The sequence below is a fragment of the Methanobrevibacter sp. genome (assembly GCF_045611865.1).
GTDB lineage: Archaea > Methanobacteriota > Methanobacteria > Methanobacteriales > Methanobacteriaceae > Methanocatella.
Map to the genome: position 1 here is coordinate 1 of NZ_JAZKXX010000008.1, position 19,506 is coordinate 19,506.

Here is a 19,506-nt window from a genome sequence, read left to right on the forward strand (position 1 = left end):
TTTTCTAATCGATGTGAAATTTCAAGTGTAAATCTTAATACACAATAATTAGACAATTTTAATAGATTATAAGTAAAAATAGAAATAAAAATAAATTTTTAAAAAATTTTTGCAAAAATCAAATAGGATTTCTACAAAGCCGATAAATTAAAAAAAGATAAAAAATAACTCATTGAGTTAAATTATTTAGATTGCTCTTCAGAGCCAATAAGACAAACACTAGATTTTTTCCAATAACAGTTGTTACATGTCTTACAATCAGATTGTCCGTAGTTATTTTCTTTCCATTCTGTCAAAAAGCCATGATTTCTAACAAATGGACGATACATCGACAGATATTCAATTCCTGTATTATTCAACAAGTGTTCAATGCTTTTCATATCTGACCATCCCCCTCCCAAAACAACCGGAATATCAACTTCACCGACAACTTTGTCTGCAAAACTTACCAGCATGTTTTCATTGTTTTGACCTTTTCTGAAATACTGCGGTGAGAGGAATTTAGTAATCTGCAAACTGTCTGCACCGTTTTCAGCCAGTATTTTACAAATTTCCAATGAATCTTTTTCATCCTGATACAAATTAACCTTACAGTGGATGTGCAAATCAGTAGTCTGCTTGATTAGCTTTATTATTTCCAAAACCATCCTGACACGATTGAAAGTGTTTCCACCGTAATTGTCTTTCCGTTGGTTTTCAAACGGATCCATAACTCGTGAAAGGTAATAGTTATTTCCGATGTTTAACTGAATGCCGTCAAACCCTGCAAATGCAACTTTTTTAGCGGCGACAACATAATCTGTCTGGATTTTTCTAATATCTTCAATTTCCAAATCATTGACTTCCATCATCTGTTTTCCGTTGATGTTGCAGTTTATAAAACCAATTTGTGCAAAAATTGGTGTGTCGAATTCATGGGCAATATCTGTCACTTGCTTGAACTCCTTAATGAAATACGGATAGTTGATGTAGTGAGAATAGTCACTGAAGCGGTCATGAGAATACATTGAAATCAACTCAGTTACTATTATTCCAATGTTATTTTTAGCCAAATCTTCATATCTTTTGTATATCGCTGGAGTCAAGTTTTTTTGGGATTCATTTTCAGATTCCCACAGACCAGATCTGATGATACGATTCTTAAGGTTAAATCTACCAAATTGAGTGTTATCGAATATGCTTTTCATAAATTTAAATTATTCAAGCAAGTATAAAAAGAGATTAGTAATTCAAGAGTTACCAACAGCACTTAAAAGATGAAAATCATAATATATACTGAAGGTGTTAAATGTGAATTCAGAAAAATTAGAGGCATTTGTTGATGCAGTACTTGCAATCATATTAACTGTTATTGTCCTTGAACTGCCCCAACCAGAAACAATAACGTTTGCTGGTTTTTGGGCTTTGAAAACTAACTTTTTTGCATATCTGACCAGTTTCATTGTAGTTTTGACAAACTGGTATTTCTTCCACATAATCTTTGAAATAATTAAAAAAATAGATGGTAAAGTAATAGCAATGACAGGACTTGTCGTTTTTGTAATGTCCCTTCTTCCATACTTTACTCTGCTAATCTCAAACAATTTCACAAACATCAATGCACAGCTGTGCTACTGTATCTTTTTTATTGTAATTGAACTTGCATATGATGTGCTGTTCTGGATGATTATCAATATTGAACACAATAGTGACCTGAAGCAATTGTTGAACCTGAAAAGAACCGGACTGCACCTACTGTTATATGCAATCGGAATAATTTTAGGTTACCTTTTCACTGCCGAAATCATTGTCGTATTTGTATTTGTTGTAGTTTTAACATGGTTCATACATGTTTACATGTCAATCAAAAGTGATAACATTGACTAGTTTTGGTTCTGTAACAGTTATTGCACTTTTTACACCTTGACACGCCGTCACCAGATTTTTTCCATGATTTTAGGAAATCTGATTCAGCTAAAAATGGCCGATACATTGATAAAAATTCAATATCCGTTTTATTCAATAAATCATTCATGTGCTTCTGGCTGTCAAATCCTCCGCCCAAAATAACCGGAATATCAACTTCCTTAATTAACTTTTGGCTGAATTCGACAAGTTCCTCTTCTTCTGAAACATCTTTTGTAAAATACAGAGGGGACAGAGGTTTTGTAACCTGAAGACTATCAGCACCTACCTTTTCAAGCAGCTTGCACATTTCTATGCTTTCATCCTTGTCGATTCCACCTTTTCTTCCATCATATGCATTGATTTTGCAGCTTACATGGAAATCCAGATTGGTTTTGATTACTTTTACCAATTCCAAAACAAGCCTCATTCTGTTGAAGGTGTCTCCACCATAATTATCCAATCTTTGATTGAAATATGGGTCTATGAACTTTGAGAGAAAAAAGTTATTTCCTAAAGCCAATTGTATTCCATCAAATCCTGCCAGCTTAAGTTTTTGTGCTGCAACGATAATGTCTGACTGGATCTGGCGGATATCATCAATTGTCAAATCGTTGATGTCAATGTTTAAGTCTATTCCTCTGTTGAACTGGATGAATTCGATTTGGCCAAAAATTGCAACATCATGCTCATGTGCAATATCCGCTAATCGTTTGGCTTCAACCATGAATTGTGGAGCACCACTTCTGATTGAATACTCTGAAAATTTATCCTTCGGATAAACTGAAATCAATTCTGTTATTATTAATCCAACACCGCTTTTAGCCATGCTTTCATATTTGTCATACAATTCACCAATTGATTGTGTCTGCCACAGGCCGGTTCTTACAACTCTGCTTTTGAGTTTTAAATCTCCAAATTGACAATTATCAAAAATATCTTTCATGATTTAAAATAAGTAAAAAATAGTATAAAAAGAGTTCAGTAACTCAAAAATTACCTGATGTTGAAAGCCTGCTCATATTCTTTAAGAACTTCCTGCCTTTGAGCATCATCATATCCAGCATAGTTAAGCTCATTGAAATAATAAGAGGTGATTTCATAGAGAATCTTATTTGTCTTTAAACCCTTTTCAGTTAGGGAATATTCAGTTTGAACCCTTGAGCCGTCTTCAATTGTAGTTTTGGAAACCAGATTATTTTCTTCCATATACTTTAATGTTTCAGATAGAATATGATTGCTGATTGTGGGATTCGCCTTTTTAAACTCAGAGAAATGTTTCATTCCCCGGAAAATATTAGACAATATGCAGAATATCCATTTTCTGTTAAAGAAATCCAAGGTGTTTCCAATTGGACAGACGTTATTTTCAACCATAGTATCAACTTTAGTAACTTTGGAATTACTCACGTATTTATTAATTAACTATTGTAAATAATAATTTAAATAGATTTGGAGGGATGAAAATGAAAATTACATACTGGAGCGATTTTGCATGTCCTTACTGTTATATCGGAAATACAAGACTGAAAAAAGCAATTAGAGATTTATGCCTTGAAAATGAAATTGAATTTGATATTCATGCATTTGAACTTGACCAAAATGCACCTGAAGACGTTGAATCAACGACCGTTGAGAGATTTGCAATCAAATATGGATTGTCTTTTGATGATTCTCAAAAGGAAGTGGAAGGAATATCAAGATTAGGCATTGAAGAGGGAATTGATTTTAAATATGCATCAACACTTTACACCAACACCCGCAATGCCCACAGACTGATGAAACTTGCACAAAGCAAAAACGATTCCGAACTCGTTGAAAACTTAAATGCAATACTATTTGATGCATATTTTACAAAAAACTTAAAATTGGCAGATAGAGACGTGTTGTTGGATGTCGGATGTGAAGCGGGCCTTGAAAAAGAAGAGATTGGAGAAGTTTTGGATAGCGATTTATTCAACAGTGCAGTTGAAAGAGATGAAGAAATAGCCCTAACAGGCGGAATACATGCAGTTCCATTTTATCTGTTTGATGGAAAGTATTCCGTTCCGGGAGCATTATCCTACAATGACTTTAAAACCGTTTTAAGCCAAATCATGAGTGAAAATGAAGTTGATGAAAACAATGAAACAGACAGCTGTGAAGATGGAATCTGTAGGATTTAGGTGTTAATATGAAATTGAGATGGTTAGGTCATTCTGCATTTGAATTTATAAGCAATGATGGAACAAACATTCTGGTTAATCCGTTCATCCGTGCAAATCCAAACTGCACATTGAATGTTGATGAATTGAATCCAGATATCATCTGCATTACCCATGCCCATGCAGACCACTTCGGAGATGCGGCAGAAATAGCCAGAAACTGCAATTCCACAGTAGTCTGCAATTATGAGATTTCAAATTATCTGCAAAGAAAAGGGATTAATGCAGTTGGAATCAATTATGGGGCAGTAATTATGGCAGGAAACGTTAAAATTAGAATGCTTGATGCAAAACATTCCTCTTCATATGACTTTGAAATGGATATGGGTTATGGTGGAAATCCCTCAAGCTTCTTGTTTGAATTTGAAGATGGATTTAAAGTGTTCCAGGCAGGCGATACCGGACTGTTCTCTGATTTGAAATTTGTTGTGGGTGAAGTTTACAAACCTGATTTGGCATTGCTTCCTATTGGGAACATATTCACAATGGATCCAAAAGAAGCATCAATAGCAGCGAAATGGATCAATCCGAAATATGTGATTCCAATGCATTACAATTCATTTCCTTCAATCATGCAGGACGAAAACGAATTTAAAAAACTAGTTGAAAAGGAAACAACCTCTTGCGAAACGATACTTTTAAAACCTCTTGATATTTATGAATTTAAAAATAAATAATAAAATGAAGTCATAAAACACTTTTGTTTTGAATATTTTCTCAATAATTTATCAAAGAATTTAATCCGAATATGAAGTCAATATAGTGAAAAAACTATACAAAATATAAATACCAACTAAAAAAAGGCCAAATTAATTCCTTAAAAAAAGACTTATTTTTTAAAAATACCAATATATTATTCTTAACAAAATCATAAAATAAGTTATATTAAGTTAATGATGAAAAAACTTAATATTAATGACCAATAATTCAAATAACGCTCAAATTATGTACAATGGATTTTGCCCGTATACTATACAAAATATTTACTACTTTTAGCCCTTAATCATATATTGACTCAACATTATATAAATTTTCTAGTGGATGTTTTCCAACAAATATCCCTCAATCCTATTAACTATTGGAAACATAATATATCCTTTTAACATAAAAGGGTTCAGCTATTCAAAACTAACTTTCGACAATTATTATGTGCGCATTGAGATTAAAATAAGATTAACAATGCTTTATGTTAATGTGAAATAGATTTCAGGAAATTGAAAGTAAAAAAGTAGCTATTAATCATTAACGTTAACATTTAGAAAAATTAAAAAAAGTCAAAAAACCAAACTAATAAACATGGATGCAAAAAAAATAAAGTACTACGAAAAGAAATACGAAAGAAATCCAGTTGAAGATGCAATCAAGGACATAAGTAACAAATGGACATTGCACATTTTAAGAGATCTGTTTTTGGGAAAAACACATTTCAATGAATTTCAAACCAACAGAAAAACATTAGACAACAAAGCATTAACAAGATGTCTAAAAACAATGGAACAGAACGGATTAATAACAAAATCCATGGATGAAAATGAAATCACATACCACCTAACCGAAAAAGGACATTCACTAAATAAAGTCTTTTACGAACTGCTACTCTTTGCCTTAAACAATGATAAAAATAACGAACACTATAACGATTATGAAAAAGAAGAATTAAAAGAAATGTATCTTGAAATATTGGATTTGAAATAATGGAAAATCAAATCCATATTAATAAAACAGGATTATAAACTTTTTCCAAATTCATAAGCCTTTTTAGGATAATCAGAGTATTTTGTCATTGACGGAGTGCCACAACCATAACCTAAAATTCTACCTTGATCATCTAAATTAAGATATTTAACTAGAGTATCATAATGAGCTTCCAGTGCATCAAATGTCCACCCTGAAGAATTATATGCAACCGTTATAAGTGCAGATTTGAAATGCTTTGAGTGAATGGAACTGTTTGCAGAACAGAACCTGTCAATTAGAATTTTAAGCTGTGCGGACATCCCATAATAGTATAATGGAGTTACGAACACCAGCATGTCCGCTTCAAGGATTTTTTCTCTGAAAATATCCATATCATCGCTAAGTATGCATGGACCCTCATAGCCACAGCTGACGCAACCCGTGCATGACGCAATGTCTGCATGAGCAGCATCAATTTCTTCAACAATATGGCCTGCTTCTTCTACTCCATTAATAAAGTTGTCTGCAAGCAGATTAGAAGAGCCGTTAATATTTGGACTTCCTTTCAAAACGATAATTTTCATTAAATCACCACTAAAAAAAAAATTAAAGATTTCATACGTGTTTGCATCCTGAGAATTCGATTTCTTTTTTATAATTTGTCGTATTCCTCATCATCTACAGGTTCCAGCCATTCGTTGGAGCAGTCTTCACCCGGTACCTCAACAGCCACATGGCTAAACCATGAGTCTTTTTTAGCACCATGCCAATGTTTGATGCCCGGTTGAATATTGATTACAACACCTGGCTTTAGGCTTTGTGCGGGTTTTCCTTGTTCCTGATACCATCCTTCACCTGCAGTGCAGATTAAGACTTGCCCCCCTCCGCTTTTTGCATTGTGGATATGCCAGTTATTTCTGCAACCAGGTTCAAAAGTAACATTGGCTACAAAAATATTGGTATTATCAATGTCCACCAATGGGTTTAAGTAGGATTGACCTATAAAGTATTGTGCAAACATGTCATTAGGCATCCCCAATCCAAAAACATTTTCTTTATCAAATTCCTCTTTATTGTTCATTTAATACGCCTCTATATTTTAGTTATTTCTTCAATCACATCTAAACATTGCGGAAATCCAACATACGGAATACATTGGACAATAGCTTCATACAATTTTTCCTTATCATTTCCCAATTTCAAATTTGCTTTGATGCATTCTTCAATACCATTTGAACCAAGAGTTGTCAATGCAGCCAATTTAAGCAGTTTTCTAGTTTTAATTTCCATTCCATTTCTTGTGTAAAAATTCTCAAAGATAAATTGTTTGAAGAATTCTTCCAGTTTGTCAAATGGTATTTTGTCCACACCCTCACTACATTAACATTCACATCTCATCAGCAGTTAAAACCTGCTTCATATACTTCTTTTAACAAGTCGGACTGTTTTTTCACATCACCAAAAACACTAAATACTGCCTTTTCTGTCGGATTTTTGGAAAAGCTAATGAAATCCCTGATTCCAGTCAATGCATTTCCATTACTAGATCCCGCAGAAGTTATAATATAGTAATTCTTATTTTCTAGATGGTTGAATATAGGATAACATCTGTCAAAGAACATTTTTAATGTTCCACACATGGAAAAATAGTAAATTGGAGTTGCATAAACAATTACATCCGCTTCCATCATTTTATCTAAAACTTCACCTAGCCCATCCTCCTGGAAACATTTCATCTCAGGAGTTTTGCATTTGTAACATGCTTTACATGAGCTGAAGCTGATTTCTTCCAGATTATATTTAAAAACTTCATTCTCTGCATCAAGTGCTCCTTTTACAAATTCATCACACATCGTATCTGAATTTCCACCAATTCTCGGTGAAGAGCTAATAACAAGTACTTTTTTACTCATTTATACCACCATTATTCCTGATTGCTTAAAAGAACACCACCAACACCGACGTTATCAGCTTTTCTTTCATTGAACAAGACATAAATCATTTCAATCGGAAGGCCTGTTACTCTTGAAGCGGACTCTGAAAATTCACGAGCTAAAATTTCTTTCTGTTCTTTTTCTAATTCCACAATATCAAAACTGATTACTGGCATATCTATCATCTCCTAATTTTTATATGAGTTTAACTCATCAAGTAATATTTTAAAAAATAATTAATATAAGATTAATGTGGCATTGATGCCACCTTTTAAGGATTAACTGCCTCATACTGCATAGAATATGGCCAATTACAATAAGACTGGTTTTTATCCAAATTCCTAATTCTAAAAATTTCATCACGATTCAAATCAAAATCAAAGACATCCAAATTCTCTTTCATCCGATCTTTAGATGAAGATTTTGGAATGACAACAATATCATTCTGAATTAAAAACCTTAATATAATCTGAGCCGGAGTTTTATCATGATTATTGGCAATATCCAATACTGTTTCATCATTGAACATGTTGAAACTTCCGGATGAAAAGGGAGACCATGACTCATGAATGCAATCATTTTTTGACAGGAATTTATGCATTCTTTTCTGCTGCCACATTATATGTGTTTCAATCTGATTGACTGCAGGTCTGACATCACACTCTTCAATGATTTGTGAAAACTGCTGTGAGTTAAAATTGCTGAGGCCAATTGCCCTACACTTTCCTTCATTTAAAGCATCCTCCAATGCTCTATAGGTCCCAATGTTATCCCCTGTTGGCCAGTGAATCAGAATCAAATCAAAAATAGTCAAAACCGAATTCCTCCAACGATCTGTCAATTCCTCGGGATGTGCTTTTATAACCATTGGTTTGAGTTTTTGTTGTAACAAATATATCGTTTCTTGAAATTCCACTTCCCACAATCGCTTTTCCCACTTCAGCTTCATTAGAGTAATTTTGCGCAGTATCAATATGCCTGTAGCCTACTTCAATGGCCTCATTAACTAACTGTGCGGTTTTTCTTTTTGGAGTTTGATAAACACCATAGCCCACTTTTGGAATTTCAACACCATCATTCAATACTTTAAATTCCATAATTTTCCCCCTCAAAAAAAGCTACATCTTATAGCCTGTACCAACAAACTGTGCAATATCTCTTCCAGTATCATCCACAATATCAATGTTAATTACCGATGTGGTTCTTCCATTTTTATGGCAATGCGCATAGGCAATAAGCTCATCTCCTTTAGATGAACTTAGGAAATTGATACTTACCTGAAGGCCAACTGTCGGTTTGTGCAGCTGGTTTGTCAGTACTGCAAAAGCGAAATCACCCAAAGTAAATATTGCCTCACCAATAACTGATCCGTAAACATTTCTGAAATCATCACGAAGCTTTAAACTGCATACGCAGGAATCATCTGTAATCTCATCCAACTGAATGCCCATACTTGCTGCAAATTCATCCCTGCTGAAAAATTCCTTTGCTAGTTCAAGTGTAGTAAAAGTTGCCATTTAATCACCTAATATTAAATTATCAGCTTCTCTAAACGGTTTTCTTGAAGACAACCACACACCTAATGCCATGACTGAAATTACTATTGAACCTATCATGACATATGACCATCCGCCTGAGGCCCATAGGAATGATGCAAGTGCACTTCCAACAGCACCGAATATGAAATTGCTTACAACAAATACTGTATTTAATCTGCTTCGCTCCTCATTGGAGAGAGCAAATAATCTTGCCTGTGCCAAAACAGATATTCCCTGTACAGCTATTGAAAATACTGCCGCAATAATCACAATAGCTATAATTGAAGTTGAAAATGCAAATCCGCCAATCATGGACAATATGGAGATAATAACAAATATTCCTAAAGACGGTACGCTTAAGCCTTTGTCCTGCAGTTTGCCGAAGTAAATTCCAAATACCGCAGCAACAAGACCCGCCAGACTGACAAGCCCAATTTGGAAAGTATTATAGTTGAATGGTGCAGCAGACAAAAGGAATGTCAAAGCTGTCCAGAAGATATTGAAAAGCAAACCGAAGATTAATCCGCTGTGCAATAATATTCTAGGCAATGTTTTATGTCTTTTGAATGTTGTAAATACGCTGAATATGAGTCCTTTATATGAATCAAGTTTGTTTTTCCTTGGAATTTCAGGAAGAACATATATTATGACTAATGCCATAATCAGGTTCAATACGGCTGCTATCAGGTATACTGATCTCCATCCCCAGAATCCTGCAATGATTCCGCTTGCAAATCTTGAAAACAATATTCCGGTTGTTATTCCGGAAGATACTATTCCCACTATGCGTCCACGTTCTTCATCCCTGCTTAAATCACCTGCCAACGGCAGAATAATCTGTCCGGAGATTGTTACAATACCCATGCTGAATAATGACAATGCCAATATGATAAAAGATGGTGATAGGGCACATGCCATTAATGTGGCAATGGACAATAGCATTACAATGCTAATCAGTCTTTTTCTGCGCACAAAGTCTCCTAATGGTACAATAAAAAGTATTCCTATTGCATACCCGATTTGGGTTGCAGTAACCAATAATCCTCCGCTTGCAGCGGAAAGTCCAAATCCATTGGTAATCTGTACAAGCAACGGTTGAGCCCAATACAGATTACCTATTGCAAGCCCGGAACATATTGCAAAAAGGCCTGCCAAAAATGTTGTCATCTTAACTGTTTGATTTTCGCTTTTCATGTTTCATTGTAAATAAAAATTTATATTTAAGTATAATGTGGCATCGATGCCATCTAAATCACATGCCTAACATTCAAACCAAATATGTCCCGGTTATTAAGCAGGGCCATTCACCAGAGACCTACAAAGTGTAAGCGAGTGTTTGTTAAAGCCTCAAATATAATTGACTAGTAAATATGATATTGGAAATATAGAATATGAAAAATTTAATGAATGATTTCTCAATAATTTTTCAAAGAATTTACACCAAATATAAAGTCAATATGGTGAAAAAACTATACAAAATATAAACACCTGCTAAAAAAATCCAAATCAATTACTTAAAATAATACTTCTTTTTTAGAAATATCACTATAATACACTTAATAAAATCATAAAATAAGTCATATTAAGTTAATTAAGAAAAAAATTAATATTAATTATCCATAAGTTAAATGACGCTCAAATTATACATAATGGATTTTGCCCGTATACTATACAAAATATAATGTACTTTTCGCTCCACACATAATATTAGACCCCCAATTATATAAAAATATAAAGAAAATGAAATGAAAATGCTCTGTATAAAATTGTCATGATGACATATGCCCCATTTGTTTATTCGTGAGTTGTAATATTGTTGTATTAATTTTAGGAATATTTAAATTCCTCATATTTGAAATGGATTATTGTCTGATTTTTAAATTGATTAAATCGTATTTTGCGGTTAGTTAAATTCAATACTCCTTGGTGAAGTTTTATTTTGATGGAATGGCTCTCTTTTTATATTAAACAAGTTGATTATATATGGATATTTCTGTAACTTGGTAAATACCAAGTTATAGTCTTTTTAAGCATGTAGGTTTGGTAGTTTTAAAAATAGAAGTATATAAATAATGTAAAGGGTATATTATTATATATGCTCTCAATAAACCCCTTTACAAGTTATAATATTGTTGACATTTTAAATAAACCTTTGTATTTTATAGAATCTGACCAGTTAAATGTGTGTAATTTAATCAGTCCTGATGATTTGGGCTTTTTCCAGGAGTATTATGGTGATTATTACACAAAAATTGTTTATTATGAATATGAAAGACCATTGTGTCCCAAATGCAATATCTCGATGAACAGTAATGGTTCTAGGCCAGCTAAACCTAACAAATGGGAAGGCATACGTAAAAAACAGTACATCTGCCCAGAATGTGGAAAAACACATTTCACAAGTTTGGAAAATTTCATAAAAAGATACTCAAATTATACACGTGCAATTTGCGAAAAATCACTAGAATATGAATCCATTACTTATTTATCCTATCAAAAGAAGGCAGAAATAATAAAACTCGAAAATGGAATACGATTAAACCGCCAAACAGTATATTATCACGAATCAACATACGACACATCATTCATCACACAAAAAGAAGAAAACCTACAAAAACTCCTAAAAGAAACAAAAATCGAACCCAGCGGCATATACCACTACGATGAAGAATTTTTACACGAAAATGGCATAAAAACAGTCCGATTGACCATCATTGATGCCGTAACAAACTTAATAATTAATGATCAAGTAATATATCAAGAAGATTTCGATCAAGATTTCGTGGAAATCTTTCTAAAATACTCCTTAGAATGACTACCTAAAAAAGTACTAATAACCGATGGCCATACAATGTATCCACCAATAATTGAACGAATCTGCATAAAACACCAACTCTGCATATTCCACATCATCAAACACCACAACGACAAATCCTACAAAAAAATCAACAAAATAAAAAGAAGAATAAAAACACTAGAAAGAAAAATAGAAGAAAACGAAGAAAGAATAACAAAACTAAAAGAATACAACAAAGGAATGCCCAAAAGAGTATCAAAAAAAGAAACAACAAGGATAAGAAGAATCAAAAAACGAAAAAAACTAATGAAAGACAACAGAAAATACAGAAATGAACTAAAACAAAAAAGAAAAGAACTCAAAGAACAAGAACGAATCAACGAAAGAATAGCCAATATTTACGATACAGACACTTCAAAAGCTGCAATAAGAAGATTCAGAACAATATATCACCAAATAGACCAATTCGACGACAACACACAAAAATACCTAAAAAACCTAAACAACAAATTCGACAAAACAATAGAATACTACAAAAACCCACAAATACCCAGAACAAACAACAAAATCGAAGGATACTTCAAAATAACGCTACCTAGCCACATAAAAAGAATATATCGAACAAGAGAAGGACTAATAAGATGGATAAGACTACAAAAAATCAGATGGATGGAAAGAAATGTTTTATTCAATGAACAAAACAACTTAAAAAATCACTGCAACAACCAAAAAATCGATGCTACATCATGACAATTTTAGACAGAGCCATTACAACTCACGAATAAACAAATGGGGCATATGTCATCATGACAATTTTAGACAGAGCCTTTAAATTTATTTATATTAGAAATAACAAATATAGAATTAATTATAGTTAAATCTATAATTATTTTATTCAATATAGGAGTTTTTAATTGATATGATTTTGAATAACTATGTTTTGAGCGATAAAAGTAGGGAAATAGGAGAAATGGAAGATGAATTTCAACTAATGTATCTTGCATCAACAATCGTTGATGGTACTTTTAATTTCTTTAAAATCGAACGAAAAATTTCCAATGTTGGAAAACCACCGTTTAACCTCAAAGATATGATAAAACTAATTTTTTATGGATATATAAATAAAATCACAAGTACTGTGAAACTGGCTTATAATGCGAAGTACAATCACTTGTATAATTTAATTTCACATGCCATAGAACCAAGTGACAGAACAATACGTGATTATTTTAAGTATTTTCAATCAATTTACAAATTAATTATGAGTTTTATCCTAATTGTGGCCAATAGAATTGGATTAACAGATTTTGAACATATTGCAATTGATGGAACAATAAAAAATGCTTACAATTCTTCATTCAATATAATCAAAGAAAAGGACATTAGTTTATTAATAAAGCATTATATGGTCGAAGAATTAACTAAAGATGAAATTAAAAAGCTTAGACGAACAGCACGAAAATTTTTAGACGATAAATCAAAAAATGATGAAGAAAAAATTGAAATTCTTTTTCATTGGTGGCAGCTGTTGGATTATTCTGGCCAGGTGTCGTTGGCTTTGAATGATCATGATGCTCGACTGATGAAAGTTAAAGATAATGGGCAAAAGTATCCTAAATTTTCATCTAACATTCAATTGGGCACTGATACCAAATCGAAGTTAATATGTGGAGTTAATGCAGTTCAAAATCCCACGGATCATTATCAAATTCCTGCATTAATGAATCAAATCCTCGTTAATTTACAAATTAAACCCCAAAAAATTAGCGCGGATACAATTTATTCAACACTAGCAAATTTGCAATATCTCGAAGAATTAGGTATAACTGCTTTAATTCCAACAAAACAGCAAAATAGAGAGAATTCAGGTAATCTACCTGACAATCCATTTGCTATAGATTATTTTGTTTTTGATGAATATAAAAATGTTTTCATTTGTCCCAATAATGAAGAATTAACTCTTGATGGAGCATATCATGCTCCACAAGAAAAAGGTGGGGGAAATAAAATCAAATTGGTCTATTCCAACTATCAAGCCTGCAAAAATTGTAAATACAAAGGAAAATGCTACACAACTAACCATAGAACAATAACTAGGTATGTTCACGAAGTTACGTACAAAGTTGAAAGATTAATGTCCACTAAAGATGGAATAAAAGACTATAAGTTACGTTCAAAGACTGTAGAAGCACATAATGGGACTTTCAAAAGAATTTACAACTATGATTGCCTTCCAATAATTGGATTAAAAAGAGTACAAAACCTAATGTTCACAATTGTAGCTTCTTACAACTTAATAAGATTGTTTAATCTTATTAAAGTGAATAAAATGGATTTACACTCGGTTATTAGTTCAATAAAATTCATATCACTAACTTAAAAAAATATTAAAAAGATCTAATGGAGTAAATGAAAAATGTTCAAAATCTAATAATTTCTGCCAACACTCAGTTATGCATTCATCAACTAAATTATTCAATTCAAATATTATTCAATTGTTATGAATACTTCATCATATTGAAAATAATTAAATAGTATTTCTTAAAGATTATTATTTAGGTGATAAAATGATGAAAACTGAAAATGGTCATAGGGCTCACGGATTTTCAAGTGCATTTTTCCTAGATTCCGATGAAATCTTATCCGAATTGAACCTTAATGGTGATGAAGTGTTTATGGATGCAGGTTGTGGTGATGGTCACAATGCAATTAAAGTAGTTGAAGAATATCTTCCAAACGGAACCGTTTATGCAGTAGACATTTACGATGCATCTATTGAAGATATGGAAACCTATAAAAAAGAAAACAATGTAGAAAATCTTATTAATATTGAAGCAGACATTACAGAGGGAATCCCTGGTGTTGAAGATGAATCTATCGATGTAGTTTTAATGGTAAACGTTTTCCATGGCTTTAAAGCTTCAAGAAAAATAGATGAGGCAATTAGTGAATTTGCAAGAATCATCAAACAAGATGGCAAAATAGCAATTATGGATTATAAAGCATGGGATGTTCCAAAAGGCCCTCCAACTCCTGTAAGAAGCTCACCTGAAGAATTGGAAGAGTTTTTTGCAAAACATAATCTTAAAAAAGTTTATTTAAATGAAGAAATAGGCGAGGACATTCCTCAAGGAAAATCCCACTATTTGATAATGTTTCAAAAAGAATAATTTTTGAATAAATTTCCTTTTTTTAGGTCTGTGAAACTTTATACTATTTTAAATTCCAACAGACCTAATTTAGGATAATTTTTAAACTCAACCCGATACCATTACAAGCTCACCGGTAGTAGGGTCTTCGTAAACTTTACCAACCTCACTATATCCGCTGTCTTCAAGACCGCCTGCATCCGAATAGTTTTGGCTGAATGTTTCTGCTGTTGAAACATCTTGGGTTTTACTTTGCTCATGAATCATGTCGGGATTGACAGACAAGGCCATGATTGCAAAAATTAAAAAGCCCAATGCCAATACGAGCATAGCATCTGAAAGGTTATTTAATCCACTCATAGGATCATCATCAACTGATTCTGAAATCCTTCTCCTTTTTCTAAGCATTTTCTCACCATTTATTTATAGTTTCCAATTCTGCTTCAGCTAAAGTTTCTAAATCTATTAATTCTGATTCATACCATTGTTTTTTATATTTGGAAATAAGATAAGACAAAGCGCCGACAGTCAAACCGGTAACTGTTGTATCAAATGCAATTGTAAGAGATTGTGCAAGAGTTGAAATGTCACCTGTTCCAAGTGCCGCAAGACCCGGACCCAAGGGTATCAAAGTACCCAAAAGACCTAAACTAGGACCTACCTTAACCAAAATATCAGTTTTATTTGTTTTTTTGATTAATCTTGTCTCTTCAGCAGATATTAACTCACTCGCCAGGGCTTTTCTTGCATCGGATCCAATGTCATAATTATCAGCGATTCGTGTTAAAACTACTTTTTGATAATCAAATAAATTACTGCTATTTATTTCATTTTTCATTTGCTCCACATTAGTTGAAAAAGAAATTTTTCTAACTAAATTTTCCAAATCATTTGATGAAATTGGTTTTCTTGAAATATATTCATTAACTAAACCTCCGAAAGCAAGAATGACTATTATTATTGAAACTACCAACAAAACAATAACCGGTGTCAATAAGCTTTCTGAAAGTATATGTATGAATGCAGTTAACGTCTCAGTTCCTTGAATAATCATGAATTTCCCCCTTTTCTGTCATTTATAAACACGCCCATGACCAAAATGACAACAATAACAATAACAATATAAATCAACTGATAAGTGGGTGTTAAAATTAAAAAAGGACTGAACGCAGTGTAATCAAGAGTCCTTGCAGAATCATATGTTAAAGCAAATATGAACATCAAAATTGCAAATAGACACATATATTCCCCAATTATTGCTGAGTATTGTCTTTTAGCATGATGCAATAATTTTGAAAGTTGATAAACAACAAATAAAATAATAAAAACACATAAAGAGTATAAAATCATGGAAATAATATCCCAATCTGCTTGAGAAGAAAGAAATATAATTGAAATTAGAGATACTGGCAAAATCAGATATAATGCTGGTTTAAACCTATCATTTTTTATGTAAAATATTACTGAAACAATCAATACTGCAAAAATTACAAAAAATAAATAGCTAAAATAATCCCACATAAATGATAATGAGTTATTTAAGAAACTTGAAGCATAAATCATTATAAATGTGGCTGCAAAAAACATTGCAGAAATTCCAACCAATTTAACATTGCTGAACTTGAAATTTCCAAAAAGCAAACCGATATTGGCTGCAAACAATATCAGAATTACCAGCAAGTATCCCCCAATCAAATCCATATTTTTACCATTATGCTTTTTACAAATTCTATATATGTCAATATGAATATATAAATATATCGAGATTAATTATTTAAAAATAAACTAATAAGTTTAAAACACTTAAAATAAGTAAAGATAAATTATAAATCTGTTAAATATGATATACATAAAAAATATCGATAAAATATAAAAATTAAATAATATAATAAAAATAAAAAATTACAAAATGATTAATTCATCATAATGTAATCATTCTTCTATTATTTCATAGTAAGATCCTTCCGCACAGGACTTGCAGACAGGTCTTCCTCCGATTAATTTATGACGGCCATCGGACACTTTTTCACCACAAACTGAACAGAATGCTGTAGTGTAAGGTTTACCGGGCATGTCTCCGGGACCCAATTCAATTCTTACTTTGTCCACTTTGAACAATTCTTCAGGAGGAGTTCTTCTAAAACGGGCAATCATTTCCTCTTTGGTTTCCTCATCCTTGAATTTTTTGTTTGCATCCGCATCAGTTATTCTTAAAGCTTCACCTGTGTCTTGATTCATAAATGTTGCAGCAAACTTGCCATAATACATCTGTTTTAGGGTTCTTTTTCCCATGGAACAGCCTGTAACTGACTGAACCGCATCGGACATGCATCTGTCGATTTCCAAAAATACAATTAAATTCTTATGTTTCTTATTCAATTCCATTCCAAGCAGTTCCATTCCATACATTGCAAGTTTTGTTCCGATAGCTATTCCTCCACATACATGGCCATGGAAATTGGCTGCCTTTGTTAATTGTTCATCATAGTCTTTTTCATTCATATAATCACCTTATAAATCTAATTTCAAGTTAGTTTTCATTGGTACACAAACCTTACGTTTGTCATCCAATTCCATAAGTTTAACATCAATCGAATACGCTTTTTTCAAGTTTTCTTCTGTTACAACATCATCAGGGACTCCAAAATCAATGAATTGTTTGTTTTTCATGATGGCCACTTTTGTTGAGCTCAAGAATGCATGATCTGGAAAGTGCGATGACATTATGATTGACAATCCGCTTTTTGCAAGATTATCAATTATTTCCAGAAGCTTAATCTGGTTTCCAAAGTCAAGGTGTGAAGTCGGCTCATCCAATATCAATATGTCCGGCTTTTGACATAATACTCTTGCAAGAAATACCAATTGGCGCTCTCCACCGCTTAAGTTAGTGTATTCCTTGTCTTTTAAATCTTCAATGCCTAAAGTCTTTAGAGCATCCAGAGCAATCTTTTTGTCTTCATCCTTTGGAGAATCAGTTAAATTAAGATATGGTGCTCTTCCCATAAGGACTACATCAAACACCTTAAAAGGAAATGATGGAACATGGGCCTGTGGAATATATCCGATATGTTTTGATATTTGCTTAAACGATAATTTTTTAATGTTTTCACCATTAATCAAAATTTCACCGGAATTAATCTCATGCAAACCGTTTAAGCATTTTATAAGCGTGGTTTTTCCAGTCCCATTCGGTCCCAGAATACATAATACATCACCTTTTTCAATAGAAAAGCTGATATTTGAAAATATCTCCTCGCCGTCATAGTCAAATGAAATATTTTTCACTTCAAACAACTTGTTTTCTACGACCATTCTGAATAACCTCTCTTAAGCAAGTATAGGAAAATTGGAACACCAATGATTGCTGTAAGTATTCCTATTGGAATTTCTATGGATATCACTGCCCTTGATATGTTATCAATCAATAACAGGAAACTTGCACCTAAACTCAATGATGCAGGAAGCAGTATCCTGTTGTCCGGACCTACAATCATACGGGCCATGTGGGGAATAATCAAACCGATCCAACCCACAATTCCGCTTATTGAAACCGCTGCTGATGTAAGCAGTGTGCAACCTGCAATAATCAATAATCTGATTCTTGAAGGGTTCAAACCCAAAGACTGTGCCTCTTCATCCCCCATTGCAAGCAGATTCATATGCCATCTTAAGGCCAGAAGAACCGCAAGCCCAATGACTACCGGTATTGCAATCATGAACAGCTTATCGGCATTGATTGATGCTAAAGACCCCATCAGCCAGTATACGATTTCGGGCAGTTTGTCATCGGGATCTGCAATGAACTTTATGGCTGAAATCAATGCATTGAAAAATGCAGATATTGCAACTCCAGACAGTACCAAAACTAGTATTCCGCCGGCATTATAAGTCCTGGAAATCAAATAAGTGGCAGATACTGATATCAAACCAAAAATAAATGCGAATATTTGAGTTACAATATTCGCTCCACTAATCAGTATGGCCAAAGCGGCTCCAAAACCTGCGCCGTTGGATACGCCTAAAAGATCAGAAGATACAAGAGGGTTTTTGAATATTGACTGGAAAGCCGCTCCCGAAATTGCAAGGCAAGCTCCGACAACAATCGCACCTATGATTCTCGGAAGTCTTATTTCATAAACGATGGTTGTTATTGTCGGATTTACTTCCAATTGTGGAAATATTGGACATAATATCGTATTGACAACATCAACCGGACTTATCGGATATCTTCCAAGAAGGAATGATGCGAAAAATAAAACAATTGGAAAAAAGATTAAAAGTATGATACTTATAATCTCTTTTGTTTCCTTATCCATGATA

26 protein-coding genes are annotated in these 19,506 nt (G+C 33.0%); 8 read left to right on the forward strand and 18 right to left on the reverse strand.

All coding sequences use genetic code 11. The features are described from left to right. Nucleotides 1-182 precede the first annotated feature (182 nt). Nucleotides 183-1,187, reverse strand: coding sequence for a tRNA-dihydrouridine synthase (locus tag ACKI32_RS00525; protein ID WP_407379293.1), 1,005 nt, complete (start codon nucleotides 1,185-1,187; stop codon nucleotides 183-185). 103 nt (nucleotides 1,188-1,290) lie between these two features. Between ACKI32_RS00525 and ACKI32_RS00530 the strand changes: the two genes are divergently transcribed. After that, entirely contained in the window at nucleotides 1,291-1,866 is a 576-nt protein-coding gene (locus ACKI32_RS00530; protein ID WP_407379295.1) for a TMEM175 family protein, read from the forward strand. Here ACKI32_RS00530 and ACKI32_RS00535 read toward each other — a convergent pair. Then, the gene (locus ACKI32_RS00535; protein ID WP_407391760.1) at nucleotides 1,844-2,830 is read right to left on the reverse strand and encodes an NADH-dependent flavin oxidoreductase; all 987 of its coding nucleotides are present in this window, start codon (nucleotides 2,828-2,830) and stop codon (nucleotides 1,844-1,846) included. The genes ACKI32_RS00530 and ACKI32_RS00535 overlap by 23 nt on opposite strands. A 50-nt stretch (nucleotides 2,831-2,880) precedes the next feature. Continuing rightward, nucleotides 2,881-3,294 (reverse strand): winged helix-turn-helix transcriptional regulator, encoded by a 414-nt coding sequence (locus tag ACKI32_RS00540; RefSeq protein WP_407412727.1) that lies wholly within the window; start codon nucleotides 3,292-3,294, stop codon nucleotides 2,881-2,883. Nucleotides 3,295-3,350: 56 nt separating this feature from the next. Between ACKI32_RS00540 and ACKI32_RS00545 the strand changes: the two genes are divergently transcribed. The 3 genes from ACKI32_RS00545 to ACKI32_RS00555 all read left to right on the forward strand — a co-directional run bounded on the left by ACKI32_RS00545 (nucleotide 3,351) and on the right by ACKI32_RS00555 (nucleotide 5,783). After that, on the forward strand, nucleotides 3,351-4,049 hold the full coding sequence (locus tag ACKI32_RS00545; RefSeq protein ID WP_407412728.1) for a DsbA family oxidoreductase: 699 nt from the start codon (nucleotides 3,351-3,353) through the stop codon (nucleotides 4,047-4,049). Between the two features lie 8 nt (nucleotides 4,050-4,057). Next, nucleotides 4,058-4,765, forward strand: a complete 708-nt coding sequence (locus ACKI32_RS00550; protein WP_407412729.1) for a metal-dependent hydrolase — start codon at nucleotides 4,058-4,060, stop codon at nucleotides 4,763-4,765. Between the two features lie 619 nt (nucleotides 4,766-5,384). After that, nucleotides 5,385-5,783, forward strand: a complete 399-nt coding sequence (locus ACKI32_RS00555; protein ID WP_407412730.1) for a winged helix-turn-helix transcriptional regulator — start codon at nucleotides 5,385-5,387, stop codon at nucleotides 5,781-5,783. Between the two features lie 32 nt (nucleotides 5,784-5,815). On the opposite strand, the gene ACKI32_RS00560 is transcribed toward ACKI32_RS00555, so the two are convergent. The 9 genes from ACKI32_RS00560 to ACKI32_RS00600 all read right to left on the reverse strand — a co-directional run bounded on the left by ACKI32_RS00560 (nucleotide 5,816) and on the right by ACKI32_RS00600 (nucleotide 10,431). Beyond that, on the reverse strand, nucleotides 5,816-6,349 hold the full coding sequence (locus tag ACKI32_RS00560) for a flavodoxin family protein (protein ID WP_407412731.1): 534 nt from the start codon (nucleotides 6,347-6,349) through the stop codon (nucleotides 5,816-5,818). Between the two features lie 68 nt (nucleotides 6,350-6,417). Continuing rightward, entirely contained in the window at nucleotides 6,418-6,846 is a 429-nt protein-coding gene (locus ACKI32_RS00565; protein WP_407412732.1) for a cupin domain-containing protein, read from the reverse strand. 11 nt (nucleotides 6,847-6,857) lie between these two features. Next, nucleotides 6,858-7,133, reverse strand: coding sequence for a carboxymuconolactone decarboxylase family protein (locus ACKI32_RS00570; RefSeq protein ID WP_407412733.1), 276 nt, complete (start codon nucleotides 7,131-7,133; stop codon nucleotides 6,858-6,860). A 29-nt stretch (nucleotides 7,134-7,162) separates the two neighbouring features. Beyond that, nucleotides 7,163-7,678 carry a flavodoxin family protein gene (locus ACKI32_RS00575; protein ID WP_407412734.1) on the reverse strand — a complete coding sequence of 172 codons (516 nt, stop codon included), beginning with the start codon at nucleotides 7,676-7,678 and terminating at the stop codon, nucleotides 7,163-7,165. A gap of 11 nt (nucleotides 7,679-7,689) precedes the next feature. Next, nucleotides 7,690-7,875 (reverse strand): 4-oxalocrotonate tautomerase family protein, encoded by a 186-nt coding sequence (locus ACKI32_RS00580; protein ID WP_407412735.1) that lies wholly within the window; start codon nucleotides 7,873-7,875, stop codon nucleotides 7,690-7,692. Between the two features lie 95 nt (nucleotides 7,876-7,970). Further along, nucleotides 7,971-8,567 carry an aldo/keto reductase gene (locus ACKI32_RS00585; protein WP_407412736.1) on the reverse strand — a complete coding sequence of 199 codons (597 nt, stop codon included), beginning with the start codon at nucleotides 8,565-8,567 and terminating at the stop codon, nucleotides 7,971-7,973. Further along, a complete protein-coding gene (locus ACKI32_RS00590) occupies nucleotides 8,500-8,796 on the reverse strand; it encodes an aldo/keto reductase (RefSeq protein ID WP_407412737.1) in 297 nt (98 codons plus the stop codon). Before ACKI32_RS00590 ends, ACKI32_RS00585 begins: the two co-directional genes overlap by 68 nt. 21 nt (nucleotides 8,797-8,817) lie before the next feature. Next, the gene (locus ACKI32_RS00595) at nucleotides 8,818-9,216 is read right to left on the reverse strand and encodes a PaaI family thioesterase (RefSeq protein WP_407412738.1); all 399 of its coding nucleotides are present in this window, start codon (nucleotides 9,214-9,216) and stop codon (nucleotides 8,818-8,820) included. Then, nucleotides 9,217-10,431 carry an MFS transporter gene (locus ACKI32_RS00600; protein WP_407412739.1) on the reverse strand — a complete coding sequence of 405 codons (1,215 nt, stop codon included), beginning with the start codon at nucleotides 10,429-10,431 and terminating at the stop codon, nucleotides 9,217-9,219. Between the two features lie 958 nt (nucleotides 10,432-11,389). On the opposite strand from ACKI32_RS00600, the gene ACKI32_RS00605 reads away from it, so the two are divergent. The 4 genes from ACKI32_RS00605 to ACKI32_RS00620 all read left to right on the forward strand — a co-directional run bounded on the left by ACKI32_RS00605 (nucleotide 11,390) and on the right by ACKI32_RS00620 (nucleotide 15,204). Further along, nucleotides 11,390-12,052: a hypothetical protein gene (locus ACKI32_RS00605; protein WP_407412740.1), complete on the forward strand. Its 663-nt coding sequence runs from the start codon at nucleotides 11,390-11,392 to the stop codon at nucleotides 12,050-12,052. Nucleotides 12,053-12,088: 36 nt separating this feature from the next. Further along, nucleotides 12,089-12,784, forward strand: a complete 696-nt coding sequence (locus tag ACKI32_RS00610) for a hypothetical protein (protein WP_407412741.1) — start codon at nucleotides 12,089-12,091, stop codon at nucleotides 12,782-12,784. A 190-nt stretch (nucleotides 12,785-12,974) separates the two neighbouring features. Further along, the gene (locus ACKI32_RS00615; protein ID WP_407412742.1) at nucleotides 12,975-14,414 is read left to right on the forward strand and encodes a transposase; all 1,440 of its coding nucleotides are present in this window, start codon (nucleotides 12,975-12,977) and stop codon (nucleotides 14,412-14,414) included. 187 nt (nucleotides 14,415-14,601) lie between these two features. Then, nucleotides 14,602-15,204, forward strand: coding sequence for a class I SAM-dependent methyltransferase (locus ACKI32_RS00620; protein WP_407412743.1), 603 nt, complete (start codon nucleotides 14,602-14,604; stop codon nucleotides 15,202-15,204). Between the two features lie 87 nt (nucleotides 15,205-15,291). Here ACKI32_RS00620 and ACKI32_RS00625 read toward each other — a convergent pair whose 3' ends face one another. The 6 genes from ACKI32_RS00625 to ACKI32_RS00650 all read right to left on the reverse strand — a co-directional run bounded on the left by ACKI32_RS00625 (nucleotide 15,292) and on the right by ACKI32_RS00650 (nucleotide 19,502). Continuing rightward, nucleotides 15,292-15,591, reverse strand: coding sequence for a DUF2149 domain-containing protein (locus ACKI32_RS00625; RefSeq protein ID WP_407412744.1), 300 nt, complete (start codon nucleotides 15,589-15,591; stop codon nucleotides 15,292-15,294). A gap of 4 nt (nucleotides 15,592-15,595) precedes the next feature. Then, a complete protein-coding gene (locus ACKI32_RS00630; protein ID WP_407412745.1) occupies nucleotides 15,596-16,237 on the reverse strand; it encodes a MotA/TolQ/ExbB proton channel family protein in 642 nt (213 codons plus the stop codon). Then, complete coding sequence (locus ACKI32_RS00635; RefSeq protein WP_407412746.1) at nucleotides 16,234-16,884, reverse strand: peptide ABC transporter permease; 651 nt, start codon at nucleotides 16,882-16,884, stop codon at nucleotides 16,234-16,236. Before ACKI32_RS00635 ends, ACKI32_RS00630 begins: the two co-directional genes overlap by 4 nt. A gap of 231 nt (nucleotides 16,885-17,115) precedes the next feature. Then, entirely contained in the window at nucleotides 17,116-17,685 is a 570-nt protein-coding gene (locus tag ACKI32_RS00640) for an FmdE family protein (RefSeq protein ID WP_407412747.1), read from the reverse strand. A gap of 9 nt (nucleotides 17,686-17,694) precedes the next feature. After that, entirely contained in the window at nucleotides 17,695-18,498 is an 804-nt protein-coding gene (locus ACKI32_RS00645) for an ABC transporter ATP-binding protein (RefSeq protein WP_407412748.1), read from the reverse strand. Continuing rightward, entirely contained in the window at nucleotides 18,489-19,502 is a 1,014-nt protein-coding gene (locus ACKI32_RS00650) for a FecCD family ABC transporter permease (RefSeq protein ID WP_407412749.1), read from the reverse strand. The genes ACKI32_RS00645 and ACKI32_RS00650 overlap by 10 nt, the downstream gene beginning before the upstream one ends. Between the last annotated feature and the right edge of the window lie 4 nt (nucleotides 19,503-19,506).